This is a genomic window from Cupriavidus sp. OV096, from assembly GCF_900115455.1.
Taxonomy (GTDB): domain Bacteria; phylum Pseudomonadota; class Gammaproteobacteria; order Burkholderiales; family Burkholderiaceae; genus Cupriavidus.
In genome coordinates, this window is sequence record NZ_FOWM01000012.1 from 176539 (window position 1) to 190912 (window position 14374).

Annotated in this window: 28 protein-coding genes; all 28 read right to left on the reverse strand. The window is 60.4% G+C overall.

The annotated features are described in order from the left end of the window. Positions 1-90: 90 nt before the first annotated feature. Entirely contained in the window at positions 91-714 is a 624-nt protein-coding gene (gene rpsD, locus BM115_RS22400) for a 30S ribosomal protein S4 (protein WP_092299402.1), read from the reverse strand. 292 nt (positions 715-1006) lie between these two features. Further along, positions 1007-1408 carry a 30S ribosomal protein S11 gene (rpsK, locus tag BM115_RS22405; RefSeq protein ID WP_008642963.1) on the reverse strand — a complete coding sequence of 134 codons (402 nt, stop codon included), beginning with the start codon at positions 1406-1408 and terminating at the stop codon, positions 1007-1009. Positions 1409-1432: 24 nt separating this feature from the next. Further along, a complete protein-coding gene (rpsM, locus tag BM115_RS22410; protein WP_092299405.1) occupies positions 1433-1798 on the reverse strand; it encodes a 30S ribosomal protein S13 in 366 nt (121 codons plus the stop codon). Between the two features lie 19 nt (positions 1799-1817). Further along, complete coding sequence (rpmJ, locus tag BM115_RS22415) at positions 1818-1934, reverse strand: 50S ribosomal protein L36 (protein ID WP_008642959.1); 117 nt, start codon at positions 1932-1934, stop codon at positions 1818-1820. A 32-nt stretch (positions 1935-1966) separates the two neighbouring features. After that, positions 1967-2185, reverse strand: coding sequence for a translation initiation factor IF-1 (infA, locus tag BM115_RS22420; protein ID WP_010812378.1), 219 nt, complete (start codon positions 2183-2185; stop codon positions 1967-1969). Between the two features lie 25 nt (positions 2186-2210). Further along, positions 2211-3554, reverse strand: a complete 1344-nt coding sequence (gene secY / locus BM115_RS22425; RefSeq protein ID WP_092299408.1) for a preprotein translocase subunit SecY — start codon at positions 3552-3554, stop codon at positions 2211-2213. A gap of 49 nt (positions 3555-3603) precedes the next feature. Next, on the reverse strand, positions 3604-4038 hold the full coding sequence (rplO, locus tag BM115_RS22430) for a 50S ribosomal protein L15 (RefSeq protein ID WP_092299411.1): 435 nt from the start codon (positions 4036-4038) through the stop codon (positions 3604-3606). 22 nt (positions 4039-4060) lie between these two features. Further along, positions 4061-4243, reverse strand: a complete 183-nt coding sequence (gene rpmD / locus BM115_RS22435) for a 50S ribosomal protein L30 (RefSeq protein WP_006160440.1) — start codon at positions 4241-4243, stop codon at positions 4061-4063. Positions 4244-4253: 10 nt separating this feature from the next. Further along, the gene (rpsE, locus tag BM115_RS22440; RefSeq protein ID WP_092299417.1) at positions 4254-4772 is read right to left on the reverse strand and encodes a 30S ribosomal protein S5; all 519 of its coding nucleotides are present in this window, start codon (positions 4770-4772) and stop codon (positions 4254-4256) included. Between the two features lie 21 nt (positions 4773-4793). Continuing rightward, complete coding sequence (gene rplR / locus BM115_RS22445) at positions 4794-5150, reverse strand: 50S ribosomal protein L18 (RefSeq protein ID WP_092299512.1); 357 nt, start codon at positions 5148-5150, stop codon at positions 4794-4796. Between the two features lie 11 nt (positions 5151-5161). Continuing rightward, on the reverse strand, positions 5162-5695 hold the full coding sequence (gene rplF / locus BM115_RS22450; protein WP_092299420.1) for a 50S ribosomal protein L6: 534 nt from the start codon (positions 5693-5695) through the stop codon (positions 5162-5164). A 9-nt stretch (positions 5696-5704) separates the two neighbouring features. After that, on the reverse strand, positions 5705-6100 hold the full coding sequence (rpsH, locus tag BM115_RS22455) for a 30S ribosomal protein S8 (RefSeq protein ID WP_092141231.1): 396 nt from the start codon (positions 6098-6100) through the stop codon (positions 5705-5707). Positions 6101-6127: 27 nt separating this feature from the next. After that, complete coding sequence (gene rpsN, locus BM115_RS22460; RefSeq protein ID WP_092141234.1) at positions 6128-6433, reverse strand: 30S ribosomal protein S14; 306 nt, start codon at positions 6431-6433, stop codon at positions 6128-6130. A 9-nt stretch (positions 6434-6442) separates the two neighbouring features. Then, positions 6443-6985: a 50S ribosomal protein L5 gene (gene rplE, locus BM115_RS22465; RefSeq protein WP_092299425.1), complete on the reverse strand. Its 543-nt coding sequence runs from the start codon at positions 6983-6985 to the stop codon at positions 6443-6445. A 25-nt stretch (positions 6986-7010) separates the two neighbouring features. Next, positions 7011-7319, reverse strand: a complete 309-nt coding sequence (gene rplX, locus BM115_RS22470) for a 50S ribosomal protein L24 (RefSeq protein ID WP_092299428.1) — start codon at positions 7317-7319, stop codon at positions 7011-7013. Positions 7320-7328: 9 nt separating this feature from the next. Next, positions 7329-7697 carry a 50S ribosomal protein L14 gene (rplN, locus tag BM115_RS22475; protein ID WP_017225233.1) on the reverse strand — a complete coding sequence of 123 codons (369 nt, stop codon included), beginning with the start codon at positions 7695-7697 and terminating at the stop codon, positions 7329-7331. Between the two features lie 279 nt (positions 7698-7976). Next, positions 7977-8255, reverse strand: a complete 279-nt coding sequence (gene rpsQ, locus BM115_RS22480) for a 30S ribosomal protein S17 (protein ID WP_092299431.1) — start codon at positions 8253-8255, stop codon at positions 7977-7979. Continuing rightward, on the reverse strand, positions 8252-8446 hold the full coding sequence (rpmC, locus tag BM115_RS22485) for a 50S ribosomal protein L29 (protein WP_092299434.1): 195 nt from the start codon (positions 8444-8446) through the stop codon (positions 8252-8254). Before rpmC ends, rpsQ begins: the two co-directional genes overlap by 4 nt. Before the next feature lie 11 nt (positions 8447-8457). Further along, on the reverse strand, positions 8458-8874 hold the full coding sequence (rplP, locus tag BM115_RS22490) for a 50S ribosomal protein L16 (protein WP_006576240.1): 417 nt from the start codon (positions 8872-8874) through the stop codon (positions 8458-8460). 2 nt (positions 8875-8876) lie between these two features. Beyond that, positions 8877-9680: a 30S ribosomal protein S3 gene (rpsC, locus tag BM115_RS22495; protein ID WP_092299437.1), complete on the reverse strand. Its 804-nt coding sequence runs from the start codon at positions 9678-9680 to the stop codon at positions 8877-8879. Positions 9681-9689: 9 nt separating this feature from the next. Further along, positions 9690-10019 carry a 50S ribosomal protein L22 gene (gene rplV / locus BM115_RS22500; protein WP_010812393.1) on the reverse strand — a complete coding sequence of 110 codons (330 nt, stop codon included), beginning with the start codon at positions 10017-10019 and terminating at the stop codon, positions 9690-9692. Positions 10020-10028: 9 nt separating this feature from the next. After that, positions 10029-10304 carry a 30S ribosomal protein S19 gene (gene rpsS / locus BM115_RS22505; protein WP_092299440.1) on the reverse strand — a complete coding sequence of 92 codons (276 nt, stop codon included), beginning with the start codon at positions 10302-10304 and terminating at the stop codon, positions 10029-10031. 22 nt (positions 10305-10326) lie between these two features. After that, positions 10327-11157, reverse strand: a complete 831-nt coding sequence (rplB, locus tag BM115_RS22510; RefSeq protein WP_092299443.1) for a 50S ribosomal protein L2 — start codon at positions 11155-11157, stop codon at positions 10327-10329. 2 nt (positions 11158-11159) lie between these two features. Further along, positions 11160-11474 carry a 50S ribosomal protein L23 gene (rplW, locus tag BM115_RS22515; protein ID WP_092299446.1) on the reverse strand — a complete coding sequence of 105 codons (315 nt, stop codon included), beginning with the start codon at positions 11472-11474 and terminating at the stop codon, positions 11160-11162. Continuing rightward, positions 11471-12091, reverse strand: coding sequence for a 50S ribosomal protein L4 (gene rplD, locus BM115_RS22520; protein ID WP_092299449.1), 621 nt, complete (start codon positions 12089-12091; stop codon positions 11471-11473). The genes rplW and rplD overlap by 4 nt, the downstream gene beginning before the upstream one ends. A 12-nt stretch (positions 12092-12103) precedes the next feature. Continuing rightward, on the reverse strand, positions 12104-12754 hold the full coding sequence (gene rplC / locus BM115_RS22525) for a 50S ribosomal protein L3 (protein WP_092299452.1): 651 nt from the start codon (positions 12752-12754) through the stop codon (positions 12104-12106). Between the two features lie 369 nt (positions 12755-13123). Then, a complete protein-coding gene (gene rpsJ, locus BM115_RS22530) occupies positions 13124-13432 on the reverse strand; it encodes a 30S ribosomal protein S10 (protein WP_006160488.1) in 309 nt (102 codons plus the stop codon). Positions 13433-13513: 81 nt separating this feature from the next. Continuing rightward, positions 13514-14374 (reverse strand): elongation factor Tu (locus BM115_RS22535; protein ID WP_092299514.1); only part of this gene is annotated, 861 nt, incomplete at its 5' end.

Sequence of the window (14374 nt, forward strand, 5' to 3'; positions counted from 1 at the left end):
TAAGCCCGGCGCGCCAAACGGCGCGTCGGGCTGAAAGCGAAGCCTTGCGGTAGGGGCAAGCGCTGAATCGTCCGATGATCGGTTCGGCGATTAACGCGAATACAATTCGACGATCAGGCTTTCGTTGATGTCGCCCGAAATATCGGTGCGATCCGGGGCTTGCTTGAAGGTGCCTTCGAACTTCTTCGAATCCACGGCCACCCAGGTCGGGAAACCCGACTGCTCGGCCAGCGACAGTGCTTCAGCGATACGCACTTGCTTCTTCGACTGTTCGCGCACGGTAATGATGTCGCCGGACTTGATCTGGGCCGACGGCACGTTCATGGCAATGCCGTTCACCAGGATCGCCTTGTGCGACACGAGCTGACGCGCTTCAGCGCGGGTCGAGCCGAAGCCCATGCGGTACACGACGTTGTCCAGGCGCGATTCCAGCAGTTGCAGCAGGTTTTCACCCGTGTTGCCCTTGCGGCGGTCGGCTTCGGCGAAGTAGCGGCGGAACTGACGTTCGAGCACGCCGTAGATACGCTTGACCTTCTGCTTTTCACGCAGCTGGTTGCCGTAGTCGGACGTACGGGCACCCGAGGTGCGGCCGTGTTGGCCAGGCTTGCTGTCCAGCTTGCACTTGTCGGCCAGCGAGCGACGGGCGCTCTTCAGGAACAGATCTGTGCCTTCGCGGCGGGAAAGTTTGGCCTTCGGGCCGGTATAACGTGCCACTTTATCTTCCTTTGATCGATCGCGACGCCATTCGGACGCGCCGCGAGTCCGTCATCTGCATGTGACGGACGGTGGGCTTATGGTTCTTCATCCGCAGCGGCCTGGGCCACGCGGAGGCAACGCAAAAGCATGACGATCGCCCACACCGAGTGCGCCGGTTACCTGGCACCCTGCAAAGCGTGAACGCAAAACGAAAACCTGCCGCAATGAATTGCAGCAGGTCAACGCGCGATATTACCACATCTCGGGGGACGAGCGAGAAACCCTGCTCGCCTCCGGACCAACCGGGCGCTTAGATACGGCGGCGCTTCGGCGGACGGCAGCCGTTGTGCGGCACCGGCGTCACATCTTCAATCACGGCGATCTTGATGCCCAGCGCGTTCAGTGCGCGGACAGCCGATTCGCGGCCAGGACCGGGGCCCTTGATGCGCACTTCCAGGTTCTTGATACCCTGGTCTTGCGCCACGCGGCCGGCGTTCTCGGCAGCAACCTGGGCAGCGAAGGGGGTCGACTTGCGCGAACCCTTGAAGCCCTGGCCACCGGCGGTCGCCCACGACAGGGCGTTGCCCTGACGGTCGGTGATCGTGATGATGGTGTTGTTGAACGAAGCGTGGACGTGCGCAATGCCGTCGGCAACGTTCTTCTTGACCTTCTTACGCGCGCGCTGGGCGGCGTTGTTCGGACCTTTTGCCATTAGTTTCTTCCTATGCCTTCGGCTTTACTTCTTCAGAGCCACGCCGGCCTTACGCGGACCCTTGCGGGTGCGGGCGTTCGTGCGGGTACGCTGGCCGCGCATCGGCAGGCCCCTGCGGTGACGGACGCCACGATAGCAACCAAGGTCCATCAGACGCTTGATGTTCATCGTGGTTTCACGACGCAGGTCACCCTCGACCGTGACCTTGCCCACTTCGTCACGAAGCTTTTCCAGGTCGGCGTCGGTCAGGTCCTTGACCTTCTTGTCAAACGGAACACCGGTGGCCTCGCAAATCTTGCGAGCGCGCGAGCGGCCAACACCGTAAATAGCCGTCAGGCCGATTTCGGTATGCTTATGGTTCGGGATGTTAACCCCTGCGATACGTGCCATTCGTCAATCCTCTTTCCGATTAGCCTTGGCGTTGCTTGTGGCGGGGATCCGACGAGCAGATCACGCGCACGACACCGTTGCGCTTGATAATTTTGCAGTTACGGCAAATGCGCTTCACAGAAGCCAGCACTTTCATGATTTTCCTCTTTCCTTCAATTCCTGTTCGCTTCACTTCGTCCGGAAGACGATGCGTGCGCGTGACAGATCATATGGGGTCAGCTCGACTGTCACCTTGTCACCCGGAAGTATCCGGATGTAGTTCATTCGCATCTTGCCCGAGATATGCCCGAGTACTACGTGGCCGTTCTCCAACTTGACGCGGAACGTCGCGTTGGGGAGATTTTCCAGGACCTCCCCTTGCATCTGGATGACGTCGTCTTTTGCCATACCTAGAGCCTGTTCCGACCCGGCATCAACGCAAGGTCAGATTACCCTTGAAATTCGCCTTCTTCAGCAGCGACTCATACTGCTGCGACATGACATAGGACTGAACCTGGGCCATGAAGTCCATCGTGACGACCACGATGATCAGCAGCGAGGTTCCGCCGAAATAGAACGGAACGTTCCAGCGCAGCACCAGGAATTCCGGCAACAGGCAGACCAGTGTGATGTAAATCGCACCAGCCAGCGTCAGGCGCACCAGGATCTTGTCGATATAGCGCGTCGTTTGCTCGCCCGGACGGATGCCCGGAATGAAGGCACCGCTTTTCTTCAGGTTATCCGCAACTTCCCGGCTGTTGTACACCAGAGCCGTATAGAAGAAGCAGAAGAAAACAATTGCAGCAGCGTACAGCAGGATGTAGACCGGCTGGCCCGGCGACAGCGTAGCGGCCAGGTCCTTGATGAACCGTCCCACCGCGCCCGTCGACTCGGACGTAAACCAGCCCGCGATCGTCGCCGGGAACAGGATGATCGACGAGGCGAAGATCGGCGGAATCACCCCTGCCATGTTCAGCTTCAGCGGCAGGTGCGACGACTGACCGCCGTACACCTTGTTGCCGACCTGACGCTTGGCATAGTTCACCAGGATCTTGCGCTGACCCCGCTCGACAAACACCACGGCGAAGGTCACACCGACCACGATCGCTACGATGACAATCGCTGCGAACGCGCTCATGGACCCCGTGCGGACCAGTTCGAACAGTCCGCCGATCGCGTTGGGCAGGCCCGCCGCGATACCGCCGAAGATGATGATCGAGATGCCGTTGCCCAGACCACGCTCGGTGATTTGCTCACCCAGCCACATCAGGAACATCGTACCGGTCACCAGCGTGATCACCGCCGTCGCCCGGAACATCAGGCCCGGATCGATGACCAGACCCGGCTGCGACTCCAACGCGACCGCAATCGACAGCGCCTGGAACGTGGCCAGAACCACCGTGCCGTAACGCGTGTACTGCGTGATCTTGCGTTGCCCTGCCTGCCCTTCCTTCTTCAGCGTCTCCAGCTGCGGCAGCACGATCGTCAGCAATTGCATGATGATCGACGCCGAGATGTACGGCATGATGCCGAGCGCGAAGACGGTAAAGCGCGACAGCGCACCGCCCGAGAACAGGTTGAACATCCCGAGGATGCCACCCGACTGACTCTGGAAAAGCTTCGCGAGCTGTTCCGGATCGATTCCCGGCACCGGAATATGTGCACCGATGCGGTAGACGATCAGGGCCAGCACCAGGAACATCAGCCGACGCTTCAAATCGCCGTACTTCGCCGTGTTCCTAGCCTGCGCGCTTGCATTGGGTTTCGCCGTGGCCAAACGATGCTCCGACTGTGACTTCGCCTATGCTGCGAATACTGCTGCAGAATTACTCAGCGATCTGGCCGCCAGCGGCTTCGATCGCGGCCTTGGCACCAGCGGTGGCGCCCAGACCCTTGATCGTTACCTTGCGGGTCAGTTCGCCAGCCTTGATGACCTTGGCGTTCTTGACCAGGTCGCCCACCAGGCCAGCTTGCTTCAGGACCAGCAGGTCCACTTCAGCAGCTTCCAGGCGTTCGATGTCACGCAGGGTCACCTCGGCGTTGAACGCCTTGGTCAGCGAGGTAAAACCACGCTTCGGCAGGCGACGATACAGCGGCATCTGGCCGCCTTCGAAACCCACCTTGTGGAAGCCGCCCGAACGCGACTTCTGACCCTTGTGACCACGACCGGCGGTCTTGCCCAGGCCGGAACCGATACCACGGCCGACGCGACGCTTGGCGTGCTTCGAACCGTCGGCCGGCTTCAGGTTATTCAATTGCATGTTGCTCTCCAAGTCCGCGGGATCAGGCCAGAACCTTCACCAGGTACGAGACCTTGTTGATCATGCCGCGCACGGCGGGCGTGTCCTGCAGCTCCGACACCGAGTTGATGCGGCGCAGGCCCAGGCCACGAACGGTGGCGCGGTGATCCTCGCGCGTGCCGATCAGGCTGCGCACGAGTTGCACTTTTACGGTTTGTTGCGACATTTCGTTCACCTTAGCCGAGGATGTCTTCAACCGACTTGCCGCGCTTGGCAGCGATTTCCGCCGGCGTGCTCATCTTTTGCAGACCATCGATGGTGGCGCGAACCATGTTGTACGGGTTCGTCGAACCGTGCGACTTGGTCACCACGTTCGTCACGCCCATCACTTCGAAGATTGCGCGCATCGGGCCGCCGGCGATCACGCCGGTACCTTCCTTGGCGGGCATCATCAGCACCTTGGCAGCGCCGTGCTTGCCGATGACTTCGTGTTGCAGCGTGCCGTTCTTGAGCGAAACCTTCACCATCTTGCGACGGGCTTCGTCCATTGCCTTCTGCACGGCCACCGGAACTTCCTTGGCCTTGCCCTTGCCCATGCCGATGCGGCCATCGCCGTCACCGACCACGGTCAGCGCAGCGAAACCGAGAATCCGGCCACCCTTCACCACCTTGGTGACACGGTTGACCGAGATCATCTTCTCGCGGAGGCCGTCGTCGCGTTCGTCCTGCTGGACTTTTGCTTGCATCTTTGCCATGACGTATCTCTCTTTGTGCGCTTAGAACTTGAGGCCGGCTTCGCGCGCAGCGTCAGCCAGGGCCTTCACGCGGCCGTGGAAGCGGAAGCCACCACGATCGAACGCGACGGTTTCCACGCCGGCTGCACGGGCCTTCTCGGCCACGCGCTTGCCAACCACGGTGGCGGCGGCAACAGTCGCGCCGCTGCCGGTCAGTTCCTTGCGCACTTCTGCTTCGGCGGTCGAGGCCGATGCCAGCACTTGCGTGCCGCACGGCGAGTACACCTGAGCGTAAATGTGCGAATTCGTACGGAACACGGTCAGACGATTGACTTTCAGTTCCGCGATTTTGGCGCGGGTCTGACGTGCACGGCGCAAACGAGCGTCTTTCTTGTTCATCATTGCACCCCTTACTTCTTCTTGGTTTCTTTCAGGATGACGCGCTCGTCAGCGTAGCGAACACCCTTGCCCTTGTAGGGCTCAGGCGGACGGTACGCGCGAACTTCAGCGGCAACCTGACCGACTTTCTGCTTGTCCGCACCCTTGATGATGATCTCGGTCTGCGTCGGCGTTTCCGCCTTCACGCCTTCCGGCATCTCATGGATCACGTCATGCGAGAAACCAAGCTGGAGCTTCAGCGCAGCGCCTTGCAGCTGGGCACGATAGCCCACGCCAACGAGGTTCAGCTTACGCTCGAAACCAGTGGTCACGCCCTTGACCATGTTTGCCGCCAGGGCGCGCATGGTGCCTTGCAGGGCGTTTGCTTCACGCGATTCGTCAACCGGCGCGAAAGTCAGCGTGTCATTCTCGACACTGACCTTGACCAGGTTGTGAATCGGCTGGGACAGCGTACCGAGCGGGCCCTTCACGGAGAGCACGCCAGCCGCCACATTCACTTCCGCGCCTTTCGGCAGCGAGATGGGAGCCTTACCTACACGGGACATGTTTGCTCCTTAAGCGACGTAGCAGAGAACTTCGCCGCCCACGCCGGTGGCACGTGCCTTGCGGTCGGTCATCAGACCCTGGGGGGTCGAGATGATCGCAACACCGAGGCCGTTCATCACCTGGGGGATCTCGCTACGGCCCTTGTACACGCGCAGGCCGGGCTTCGAGACGCGCTCAATGCGCTCGATGACCGGACGGCCGGCATAGTACTTCAGACCGATGCTCAGTTGTGCCTTGCCGCCTTCTTCCTGCACTGCGAAGTCGTCGATGTAGCCTTCGTCCTTCAGGACCTTGGCGATCGCCGCTTTCAGCTTCGACGAGGGCATGACCACCGACGCCTTCTGCACGCCTTGGGCGTTGCGGATGCGCGTCAGCATATCGGCGATAGGATCGCTCATGCTCATACTGTTTCTCCTGTAGCCTGTGCGTAATTACCAGCTGGCTTTCGTCAGACCCGGAATTTCGCCCTTGAAGGCGATTTCGCGGATCTTGTTACGCGCCAGGCCAAACTTGCGGAAGGTACCGCGGGGACGACCGGTGATCGCGCAGCGATTACGCTGGCGGGTCGGATTCGCGTTGCGCGGGAGCTGTTGCAGCTCCAGACGCGCCAGATAACGCTCTTCTTCCGACTTTTCTTGGTCGTCAATAATGGCCTTGAGGTTTGCGCGCTTGGCGGCGTACTTCGCCACCAGCTTGGCGCGCTTCTTCTCACGTTCAATCAGAGCCAGTTTAGCCACGGTAACCCCTTAATTGCGGAACGGGAACTTGAACGCGTTCAGGAGAGCCTTGGCTTCCTCGTCGTTCTTTGCCGTCGTCGTGATGCTGATGTTCAGACCACGCAGTGCGTCGATCTTGTCGTACTCGATTTCGGGGAAAATGATCTGCTCTTTCACACCGATGTTGTAGTTGCCACGGCCGTCAAACGAACGACCCGACACACCACGGAAGTCACGCACGCGCGGCAGGGCCACGGTCACGAAACGATCGAGAAATTCGAACATGCGCTCGCCACGCAGGGTCACCATCGCACCGATGGGGTAGCCCTGGCGGATCTTGAAACCGGCGATGGCCTTCTTGGCCTTCGTCACAACCGGCTTCTGACCAGCGATCTTGGTCAGGTCGCCCACGGCCAGTTCAATGACCTTCTTGTCATTGATGGCTTCGCCAAGACCCATGTTCAGGGTGATCTTGGTGATACGCGGCACTTCCATGACCGACTTGTAACCGAACTGCTCCATGAGCGCCGGCACAACCTTCTCTTTGTAAAACTCTTGCAGACGTGCTGCCATGCTCAACTCCTATCTGTGCCCAGAATCAAGCGGCCACGACGGCGCCGGTCGACTTCAGGAAGCGCACGCGCTTACCCTCTTCAACCTTGATGCCGACGCGCGACGGCTTGCCATTGGCATCCACGAGCGCAACGTTGGAAATATGCAGCGGCATGACCTTGTCGACCACACCACCGGTGGTGCCCAGCATCGGGTTCGGGCGAGCGTGCTTCTTGGCAACGTTCACACCTTCCACAACGACCTTGTCGCCGAGCATGGCTTGCACGGTACCGCGCTTGCCCTTGTCTTTGCCGGTCAGGACGATGACTTCGTCGCCTTTACGAATCTTGTTCATGGCGGCTCCTTACAGCACTTCCGGTGCGAGCGACACGATCTTCATGAAGCGCTCGGTACGGAGTTCACGAGTCACCGGCCCGAAAATACGGGTGCCGATCGGCTCGAGCTTGGTGTTCAGCAGGACAGCGGCATTGCTGTCGAACTTGACGAGCGAACCGTCTGCACGGCGCACGCCCTTGGCGGTACGTACAACGACGGCGTTGTAGATATCGCCCTTCTTTACGCGACCGCGCGGCGCTGCGTCCTTGACGGTCACCTTGATGATGTCGCCCACGCTCGCATAGCGGCGCTTGGACCCACCCAGCACTTTGATGCACAGCACTTCGCGCGCACCAGTGTTATCGGCCACTTCGAGCCGGCTTTCTGTCTGAATCATGGTGTTATCTTCCCAACTTAATCCGCCGGATTTCTCAAGATGGAAGTCCGCCGGTCAGTCTTGGTCCCGTCGGCCCCGGCTTTGCGCCAGTACCGCTTGGGTTGATCAACTTGGAAGTCGGTAGTCACCAGGCAGCCCGGACAACTCCAGGACCACCAGGCCTTGGCTCGCTTCGGAGGTACGCCGTGTTGGTGAAGCTTCGACGAACGCTACAAAGCGGAAGTCCAGGATTATAGCAACATAACCCTGGACTTGCAAGTCAGCGAAGAACTGTTGTTCTTAGATGACGCGCGCAGCTTCTACCAGCCGGGAAACCACCCAGGACTTGGTCCGCGACAGCGGACGCGATTCCTGGATCTCGACCTTGTCGCCTTCCTTGTACTGGTTGGCTTCGTCGTGTGCGTGGTACTTCTTCGAACGCAGCACGTACTTGCCGTACAGAGGATGCTTGACGCGGTTTTCGATCAGGACCGTAACGGTCTTGTCCATCTTGTCGCTAACGACACGGCCTACGAGAGTCCGGCGAAGCGACGTTTCAGTCTTTGCAGCTTCAGTCATTTCGCGTCTGCCTTTTCGCTCAGCACGGTTTGCACACGCGCGATGTCCTTGCGCACCTTCTTCAGCTGGCTGGTGTTCTGCAGCTGTTGGGTGGCCTTTTGCATGCGCAGGCTAAATTGGGCCTTCAGAAGCTCGGAGAGCTCCTGGTTCAGCCCTGCGGCGTCCTTGCCGCGAAGTTCGGATGCTTTCATCCCTGCTCTCCTTACGTCCCGACCTGACGCACCACGAAATTCGTGGCGATCGGCAGCTTGGCGGCCGCGAGGCGGAACGCCTCACGTGCCAGCTCTTCGCTCACGCCATCCATTTCGTACAGCATCTTGCCCGGCTGAATTTCAGCCACGTAGTATTCCGGATTGCCCTTACCGTTACCCATACGGACTTCGGCGGGCTTCTTCGAGATCGGCTTATCCGGGAAAATCCGGATCCAGATGCGGCCGCCACGCTTGATGTGACGGGTCATCGCACGACGGGCCGACTCGATCTGGCGCGCGGTCAGACGACCACGGCCCATTGCCTTCAGGCCGAATTCGCCGAAAGACACGGCGTTGCCACGGGTAGCCTTACCCGTGTTGCGGCCTTTCTGCTCCTTGCGATACTTCCTACGCTTCGGTTGCAGCATTCTTATTCTCCACTCTTCGCATCGCCAGGCGCAGCGCGGCGACCAGCGCCAGCACCTGCACCACCGCGGCGGTTGCCACCCGGACGGCCACCTTCGCCTTCACGGCGACGGCCTTCCGGACGACCCGGGCGACGACGACGGTCTTCTTGAGGCTCTTCCACCACAGGCGCGTCATTGCGGCCCAGGTAGTCGCCCTTGTAGACCCACACCTTGACACCGATGATGCCGTAGGTGGTTTCGGCTTCGGAGAAGCCGTAGTCGATGTCGGCGCGCAGGGTGTGCAGGGGCACACGACCTTCACGGTACCATTCGGTACGTGCGATTTCGATACCGTTCAGACGACCCGAGCTCATGATCTTGATACCCTGGGCACCGAGGCGCATCGCGTTCTGCATCGCGCGCTTCATGGCGCGGCGGAACATGATACGGCGCTCGAGCTGCTGGGTGATCGAGTCGGCGATCAGCTGCGCATCGGTTTCCGGCTTGCGGATTTCCTCGATGTTCACGTGCACGGGCACACCCATGCGGCGTTGCAGCTCGGCCTTGAGCAGTTCGATGTCCTCACCCTTCTTGCCAATCACCACGCCCGGACGCGAGCTATAAATGGTGAGACGGGCATTGCGGGCAGGACGCTCGATCACGACGCGGCCAACCGATGCGTTCTTGAGCTTCTTCTTCAGGAACTCGCGAACTTCGATGTCTTCTTTCAGCATGCCGGCGAACTTCGTGTTGTTGGCGTACCAACGCGAAGCCCAGTTACGGCTGACGGCCAGACGGAAGCCAGTCGGATGAATCTTCTGTCCCATCGTGACTCCTTAGTTGCCGAGTGTCACAGTGATGTGACAGGTTTGTTTCTCGATGCGGTTGCCGCGGCCCTTTGCCCGTGCCGTGAAGCGCTTGAGCGAGGTTGCCTTGTCGACGAAGATCGATTTGACCTTCAGTTCGTCGATGTCGGCGCCTTCGTTATGCTCGGCGTTGGCGATGGCCGATTCGACCACCTTCTTCACGATCCCGGCAGCCTTTTTCGGGCTGAACGTCAGGACGTTGAGCGCACGCTCGATCGGCAGACCGCGGATCTGGTCAGCAACCAGACGCGTCTTCTGGGCGGAGATACGGGCACCGCGATGAATCGCTTTCACTTCCATGATGGCACCTTACCTCTTGGCTTTCTTGTCAGCCGCGTGGCCCTTGAACGTGCGCGTGAGCGCAAATTCGCCGAGCTTGTGGCCAACCATGTTTTCCGTAACGTACACCGGCACGTGTTGACGGCCGTTGTGAACGGCGATCGTCAGGCCAATGAACTCCGGCAGAATGGTCGAGCGACGCGACCAAGTCTTGATGGGTTTCTTATCCTTGCCGCCTGCAGCCGTTTCCACCTTCTTCAGCAGGTGGGCGTCACAGAACGGACCCTTTTTTGCGGAACGTGTCATGTTCTAGGCTCCTACCTACCGATTAACGCTTGTGGCGCTTCTGCACGATCATGCTGGCAGTGCGCTTGTTGCTGCGGGTACGGTAACCCTTGGCCGGGGTACCCCACGGCGAAACCGGATCGCGACCAGCGGCGGTCTTGCCTTCACCACCACCGTGCGGGTGATCCACCGGGTTCATCACCACGCCGCGGACGGTCGGGCGAATACCGCGCCAACGCGTCGCACCGGCCTTGCCGATGACGCGCAGGCTGTGCTCTTCGTTACCCACTTCACCAACGGTGGCGCGGCACTCGATGTGCACGCGACGCACTTCGCCGGAGCGCAGACGCACCTGGGCGTACACGCCTTCGCGGGCCAGCAGCACAGCGGAACCACCAGCAGCGCGGGCGATTTGCGCACCCTTCCCAGGCAGCATTTCCACGTTGTTGATCGTGGTACCGACCGGGATGTTGCGGATCGGCAGGTTGTTACCGGCCTTGATCGGCGCTTCCGAGCCGTTCATCAGCGGCTGGCCAGCCACCATGCCCTTCGTGGCGATGATGTACCGGCGCTCGCCGTCGGCGAACAGCACGAGCGCGATGTTGGCGCTACGGTTCGGATCGTATTCCAGGCGCTCGACCTTGGCGGGGATGCCGTCCTTGTCGTTGCGCTTGAAGTCGACCACGCGATAGTGGTGCTTATGACCACCGCCCTTGTGGCGGGTGGTGATATGACCATTGTTGTTACGGCCCGACTTCTGGAATTGCTTTTCCAGCAGCGGAGCGTGCGGGGCGCCCTTGTGCAGGTCGTTGTTCACGACCTTCACCATCGAGCGGCGGCCCGGGGAAGTCGGCTTGGTCTTGACGAGTGCCATGATTACTTGGCCTCCGCTTCAAAATTGATTTCCTGACCCGGCTTCAGCGACACGTAAGCTTTCTTTACGTGGTTGCGACGGCCCATGAAGCGGCCAAAGCGCTTTTGCTTGCCCTTCTGGTTCAGGATCTGAACGGACTGCACCTCGACCTTGAACAGCAGTTCGACGGCTGCGCGCACTTCTGCCTTGTTGGCATCGCGAGCCACTTCGAACACGACCTGTTCATTCTTGTCGGCGACCAGGGTTGCCTTTTCGGAAACCACCGGCGCGAGCAGCACCTGCATCAAACGATGATCGTTCTTGGCTACTTGCGTCATTTCAGCAACTCCTCGATCTGCGCGACGGCGGCCTTGGTCACGAGCACCTTCTTGTAGTGCACGAGCGACAGCGGGTCAGCCTGGCGCGGCTCCACGACTGCCACGTGGGGCAGATTGCGCGAAGCCAGGTAGAGGTTCTCGTCGAGGCTGTCGGTGATGATCAGCACCGAGTCCAGGCCCATGGCCTTGAACTTGTCGGCCAAGAGCTTGGTCTTGGGCGCGTCGACAGTGAAACCGTCCACCACGTTGATACGACCTTCACGTGCGAGCTGCGAGTAAATCGAGCGCATACCGGCACGGAACATCTTCTTGTTGACCTTCTGGGTGAAGTTCTCTTCCGGCGAATTCGGGAAGATACGACCACCCCCGCGCCACAGCGGCGAGGAAGACATACCGGCACGAGCACGGCCCGTACCCTTCTGGCGCCACGGCTTCTTGGTCGTGTGCTTGACCTCTTCACGATCCTTCTGCTTACGGTTACCGCTACGCGCGTTGGCCTGGTAAGCGACGACGATCTGGTGAACGAGGGCTTCGTTGTAGTCACGGCCGAACACTTCAGGCGACGCGGCAACGCCGGCGCCGATCTGGCCGTTGTCCTGGAGGAGCTTGAGTTCCATTACATGCGCTCCTTAAGCTTTGGCTTTGGCCTTGACGGCCGGGGTAACGACGACCTTGCCGCCCTTGGAGCCAGGAATGGCGCCCTTGACCAGCAGCAGCTTGCGCTCTGCGTCGATCTTGGCGATTTCCAGGTTCTGGACGGTGCGGGTGACATCACCCAGGTGACCGGTCATGCGCTTGCCGGGGAACACACGGCCCGGATCCTGCGCCATACCGATGGAACCCGGCACGTTGTGCGAACGCGAGTTACCGTGGGAGGCACGACCCGATGCGAAGTGATAGCGCTTGATGGTACCGGCGTAGCCCTTACCGATGCTCACGCCCTGCACGTCGATCTTCTGGCCAACCTGGAACAGGTCGACGGAGAGCGAGCTGCCAGCTTGCAGCTCGGCAGCCTTGGCTGCATCGATGCGGAATTCTTTGATGACTTCACCGGCTTCCACGCCGGCTTTGGCGAGGTGACCCGCCAGCGGCTTGGTAACGCGGCTTGCGCGGCGGCTGCCGAAGGTGACTTGAACGGCGGTATAACCGTCGGTCTCGTCCGTCTTGATTTGCGTCACGCGGTTGTCGCCGACCTCGACCACGGTAACGGGAATCGAATCACCGTCGTCCGTGAAAATACGGGTCATGCCAACCTTGCGACCTACAAGGCCAAGGCTCATGGTTTGCTCCATTCCCAGCTGCGATTGGCCGGGGCTGATTGATACACGAAAACTGTGCGATGTGCGGGTTGCGCGAAAAGGATTGCGCACGACCAAAACGGTCCCCACTACCCGGATAAACGGGTAGCCTTACACTATATCGCAGTAGTTTGGAAAGGGCAACATGCACGGCGCCTTTTCTTGAGGGTGCTGGCCCTTTTTTGCCGGGAAGGGGACGATTTCCGCACTTCCCGGTAAATTTCGGCACGTTGCGGGCCGATGCAGGCGCCATCCGGGCAGAACACGTGTTGCCCGGAAGCAAAAACGGCGAACTTGCGTCCGCCGTTCTGTGCTGCAGCGGGCCGGAGGACCGGCCCGGGTCAGGCAAGCTTACACCTTGATCTCGACGTCCACGCCGGCCGGCAGGTCCAGCTTCATCAGCGCGTCGACGGTCTTGTCCGTCGGGTCGACGATGTCCATCAGGCGCTGGTGGGTGCGGATCTCGAACTGATCGCGGCTGGTCTTGTTGACGTGCGGCGAACGCAGGATGTCAAAACGCTGGATGCGGGTCGGCAGGGGCACCGGGCCCTTGACGATCGCGCCCGTGCGCTTGGCGGTATCCACGATTTCGGCTGCCGACTGGTCGATCAGGCGATAGTCGAAAGCCTTCAGGCGGATACGGATCTTCTGGTTCTGCATGATATTTCCTTGAAAGAGCGATGAGCGCGTGCGCCCAGATAAAAGGGGACATGCCCGAGGACATGTCCCAGGAACAATTGCTTAGTCGAGGATCTTTGCCACGACGCCGGCGCCGACGGTACGGCCGCCTTCACGGATAGCGAAGCGCAGACCTTCTTCCATGGCGATCGGGGCGATCAGCTTGACCGTGATCGACACGTTGTCGCCCGGCATGACCATTTCCTTGTCCGCCGGCAGCTCGATCGAGCCGGTCACGTCGGTCGTACGGAAGTAGAACTGCGGACGGTAGTTGTTGAAGAACGGCGTGTGACGACCGCCTTCATCCTTCGACAGGATGTAGACCTCACCCGTGAAGTGCGTGTGCGGCTTGATCGAACCCGGCTTGCACAGCACTTGGCCGCGCTCCACGTCTTCGCGCTTCGTGCCGCGCAGCAGCAGGCCCACGTTATCGCCAGCTTGACCTTGGTCCAGCAGCTTGCGGAACATTTCCACGCCCGTGCAGGTCGTCTTCACCGTCGGGCGGATACCCACGATTTCGATTTCCTCACCGACCTTCACCACGCCGCGCTCGATACGACCCGTCACCACGGTACCGCGGCCCGAGATCGAGAACACGTCTTCCACCGGCATCAGGAACGTACCGTCAACCGCGCGCTCCGGCGTCGGGATGTACGTGTCCAGGGCGTCGGCCAGGTTCATGATCGCCACTTCGCCCAGCTCGCCCTTGTCGCCTTCCAGCGCCAGCTTGGCCGAACCCTTGATGATCGGCGTGTCGTCGCCCGGGAAGTCGTACTTCGAGAGAAGCTCGCGCACTTCCATTTCCACCAGCTCGAGCAGCTCGGCGTCGTCCACCATGTCGCACTTGTTCAGGAACACGATGATGTAAGGCACGCCAACCTGACGGGCCAGCAGGATGTGCTCGCGCGTCTGCGGCATCGGGCC